The organism is Caballeronia terrestris (assembly GCF_001544515.1).
Lineage (GTDB): Bacteria > Pseudomonadota > Gammaproteobacteria > Burkholderiales > Burkholderiaceae > Caballeronia > Caballeronia terrestris.
Genome location: NZ_FCOL02000191.1, coordinates 1 through 3,696 on the forward strand (window position 1 = coordinate 1; position 3,696 = coordinate 3,696).

Annotated in this window: 5 protein-coding genes; 2 read left to right on the top strand and 3 right to left on the bottom strand. The window is 59.7% G+C overall.

The window, feature by feature from the left end:
- Positions 1-238 precede the first annotated feature (238 nt).
- Positions 239-559, bottom strand: coding sequence for a type 2 periplasmic-binding domain-containing protein (locus AWB67_RS42560; RefSeq protein ID WP_235025535.1), 321 nt, complete (start codon positions 557-559; stop codon positions 239-241).
- A gap of 108 nt (positions 560-667) precedes the next feature.
- Positions 668-1,186: a LysR family transcriptional regulator gene (locus AWB67_RS42565; RefSeq protein ID WP_235025536.1), complete on the bottom strand. Its 519-nt coding sequence runs from the start codon at positions 1,184-1,186 to the stop codon at positions 668-670.
- A gap of 97 nt (positions 1,187-1,283) precedes the next feature.
- Here AWB67_RS42565 and AWB67_RS34995 point away from each other — a divergent pair, with 97 nt between their 5' ends.
- The gene (locus AWB67_RS34995; RefSeq protein WP_268808155.1) at positions 1,284-2,099 is read left to right on the top strand and encodes an oxidoreductase; all 816 of its coding nucleotides are present in this window, start codon (positions 1,284-1,286) and stop codon (positions 2,097-2,099) included.
- A gap of 96 nt (positions 2,100-2,195) precedes the next feature.
- Here the strand turns inward: AWB67_RS34995 and AWB67_RS41145 are convergent, their stop codons facing one another.
- Positions 2,196-2,372 carry a hypothetical protein gene (locus AWB67_RS41145; protein ID WP_159965106.1) on the bottom strand — a complete coding sequence of 59 codons (177 nt, stop codon included), beginning with the start codon at positions 2,370-2,372 and terminating at the stop codon, positions 2,196-2,198.
- Positions 2,373-3,088: 716 nt separating this feature from the next.
- Between AWB67_RS41145 and AWB67_RS35000 the strand changes: the two genes are divergently transcribed.
- The coding region (locus AWB67_RS35000) for a hypothetical protein (protein ID WP_087660497.1) at positions 3,089-3,696 on the top strand (608 nt) is incomplete at its 3' end.

Sequence of the window (3,696 nt, forward strand, 5' to 3'; positions counted from 1 at the left end):
GCCTCTGACATCCTCGCGAAAGTGACGCGTGCCAGGGCCAAGCTGAATAAGATGCAATCCGTTTGACGCATACCACTAGCAGTGAACGCTCGCCGCGGATAATTAACGCTCGGGCAGGAGGGGCAGTCCATGGACGCGCGCTTCAATTTTCATCATGCAAAGCTTTCCGATCTCAGCCAACTTGAATCGCTGATTGCGGCGCCCTATCCCGCCTCGTCGCGCACCCGAAGCGCACGCTTCAACCTGGCGCGCCACGCCGCACTCTCTCTACCGAAGCAAGCACGTAATCGACCTTTTTCAACTCCGCGCGCATCTCGTCGATGAGCCATTGCGCGACGTGCCGGACCGAAGCCGACGGCTCATGCGTGCGGCATTCGAGCACGTAGTTATAACCCGTCTCCACCACTCGTTTCGACGCGGGGACCACCGTGCCCATATTGAGCGGCGCCGCTATCGCAAGCAGCCAGCCGAGCAGCACGCCATGCCCGAGCATCGCGGCCTGCAATGCCAGGCCCGGATCGGAATAGCTTACATGCTTCGACGAAGCGCGATTCGCCAATTGCGCGAGCTCGAAATAGTCAGGCCATGCGTGCGTGGTCGGTTCGAGGTGGATAAGCGTGTGACCGCCCGCCTGACGCGGCGCGTCGAGCGGGCCGTATTGCGCGAGTTAACCGGGGCTGCACACGGCGATGATCACCTCCGGGCAGAAACAGAACGCCTCGTGCTCGGAGCCGGGCTTATGCAAACGAATGCCAAGATCCGCGCCATCCAGCGGCCCGTACAGGCGGCTCGTCATCACTTGCAAGCGCAGATTCACCGCAGGAAACGCTTCGTGAAAGCGCTCGTGGCGCGGCAGCAGCCATTGCGACGCGAAGCCGCTCGAGATGGAGAGCGTCACCGTCTCGCCCTGTTCCTGGTGGCTCTTGAGTTCTTCGATTGTGTCGCTGACCTCGCCGAAGCCCGAGGCCACCGCGACTTGCAACTTTGCGCCTTCGTCGGTCAGCACAAGCCCGGTTTTCGTGCGCGCGAAGAGCTTGAGGCCGAGCGCGTCTTCGAGACGCGTGACCATACGGCTCACCGCGACCGGCGTGACGTTCAGTTCAGCGACCGCGCGCGTGAGACTGAGATGCCGCGCGGCGGCCTCGAAAACGAGGAGTGCCTGCAGCGAAGGAAGTCGAAGACCCATCTACTAACACCATGTTATCGGCGGTGACGAACATGTAAATTGACGCGCCTTAACGTCAATCCTACTTTGTCGGCAGACCCATCCAGAGAGTCCCGACATGACACAGCGTAACGCGGATGACGCACAGACAGCCGCTTTATCCGACCCCCTGCTGAGGCCCCTGACGCTCAAACACCTCGTGCTGAAGAACCGTGTGATGAGCACCAGTCACGCGAGCCGCCTCATTCAGGACGAGTTCCCGCAGGAAGTCTACCAGCGCTATCACGAGGAAAAGACCCGGGGCGGCATCGGGCTCACGATGTTCGGCGGTTCATCGAACGTGAGCATCGACAGCCCCAACACGTTCCAGCAGATCAACATGGGCGTCGACGAAGTCGTGCCGCACCTGCAGCGCTTTTCCGAGCGCGTGCACGCCCACGGCGCCGCACTGATGTGCCAGATCACGCACCTCGGCCGCCGGGGCGATCCTTACGCCGAACCGTGGCTGCCGATGCTCGCGCCGTCGGCGCGTCGCGAAACGCTGCATCGCGCAATTCCGCAGGCGATCACCGGGAGCGACATCAGGCGCATCGTGAGCGATTTCGGGCGCGCCGCGCGCCGCTGTCTCGAGGGTGGTCTTGACGGGCTGGAAACGCACGCGGGCGGCCATCTGATCGGTCAGTTCCTCGACCCGACCGTCAATCTGCGCACCGACCGCTACGGCGGCTCGGCCGCTAACCGGAAACTTCGAACATTCAATTTTCACCTGAGAACGGCGCGCATCGAAGCGTGGCGAGGAGCAGATTGGAGGCGCCGTGACGCGAGCGGGTCGAGTTTTTCAAGCAGCGCACTTCTATGCAAGCTTCGCCCAGGCGCTGCCGGGATCGCAGCCCGAATAGGCGCAGAAATGCTCATGTCGCCGAGCGAGGTGTAACCCGCGTTCCTCTTGCATGAGCGGGCATGTTTTCAGAATGTCGGCAAGCATTTCAGCCGGATTTCTGTAGCACAAGGCTCGGCCCTCACGATCACGCTAATCTTCTACCTCCACCCGGCCGGGGTATAGGCCAATTTTTTCGACGACCAGCTCGACTTCTTGCGGCGACTTGCAGGCGGTAAGAATAAGTTCCGTCGAGCCGATTAGCAACCGCCCGAACCATTGCCCATCAGGCGAACGAGCGATGCGCAGAGTACTCAGATTTTCTTCCATTTCCGCTTCCTAAATGGCGTGGATGAAGAGGGCGCAGCAAAAGGCCCCCGACCGGGCCGAATCCACACGCCATTATCGCTATAGGGAACGCCTGAAGGCATTCCATGCATCTCTAGGGGAGCTACCTACTTTGGCGAGCCATTCCGTACGCTCCTCCAGAGAGCGATTTCCACCAATCCAATCCCGTGCGGAGATCGTCTTTTAGCCGAAACTCCGGTTTCACAACGCCCCTTCCGGCTCCTTTCGCAGTGTGCTTGGTTTTCTCAGAGTCCTTACATGGTCCGCGCCGCAAAGGTGTGTCAAATCGGCTTCACCGCCCGCCGCAGTAGCTTCGGACACGTCAAACACGTTACGCGCCAATTGGGAAGACGGGACGCTAGGCAGATTCCGTTCTTCATGTTGGCGCCCCGGTTCTCATGAGTGAACTGTGTAATACAAGCGCCTCTATTAAAAGCGGTAGAACCCGAGGGTGTCAAAACCTTCGGTTTCCCAACTATTTCTTTTGCGATAAAGCTCACGAGCAAGATCGTCCTATCTGACAGTACGATTGTTCTAACACCTTGCGATCGTAGGCCTTACGCTTGTAATCATGGTAAAGGAATCCGCAAGGCTGTCTGGGAATCGATGCAGAAAGAAATGGTGCGCCAACCCGCCGCCCTCACTCCGACCCGATACAGCCGCGCTTCGATGCAAACGCATCTTTCTTGGAGAAATACATGTTAAACACTTATAGCGTTCGCATGGCGGTGGCGGTCGCCTTGTTATCAAGCAGCGGCAGTACCGTATTCGCACAAAAGATGGCCCCCGACATCAAGGATTTAGCCAACGCGGCACAGTTCGTCGTGCACAGCCGCGTGAGCAAGGTCGAGTACCGAATGTCCGCATCCGGCGAGAATGGTCAAGGTCCTGTGCCGTTCACGATCGTGACATACGATGTTGTTCGACCGGTGCGGGGTGACGCAGGCAGAGCGTCCTTTAGCCTTCGCTACATCGGCGGCCCGGATGGTCGCGGGCATTTCCTCAGGGCCTCCAACGTTCCTGTCTTCCAGACGGGTGACGAGGATATCCTTTTCGTCCAGAACAATGGGTCAAACGATTGCCCGCTTGTCGGCTGCATCGAGGGCCGCTTTCGGGTGCTCAATGGCGCGCTCTATGATGGCACGGGCACACCAGTGCAGGGACTCGACGCCAGCAGGATTGTAGCTCGGGGCACGCCACCGGCCGAGCTGAGCAAGGTCCGCTACCCCGCGCCGACGTTTGGCGAGTTGATGAACAACCCTGAAGTGCGGGACATCATCCGCAAGCATGGCTTGACGGTTGACGA

Bases quoted from the DNA above. Each gene is read 5' to 3' on its own strand.
- AWB67_RS42565 (WP_235025536.1), bottom strand. From the start codon at position 1,186: ATGGGTCTTCGACTTCCTTCGCTGCAGGCACTCCTCGTTTTCGAGGCC.
- AWB67_RS34995 (WP_268808155.1), top strand. From the start codon at position 1,284: ATGACACAGCGTAACGCGGATGACGCACAGACAGCCGCTTTATCCGAC.
- AWB67_RS41145 (WP_159965106.1), bottom strand. From the start codon at position 2,372: ATGGAAGAAAATCTGAGTACTCTGCGCATCGCTCGTTCGCCTGATGGG.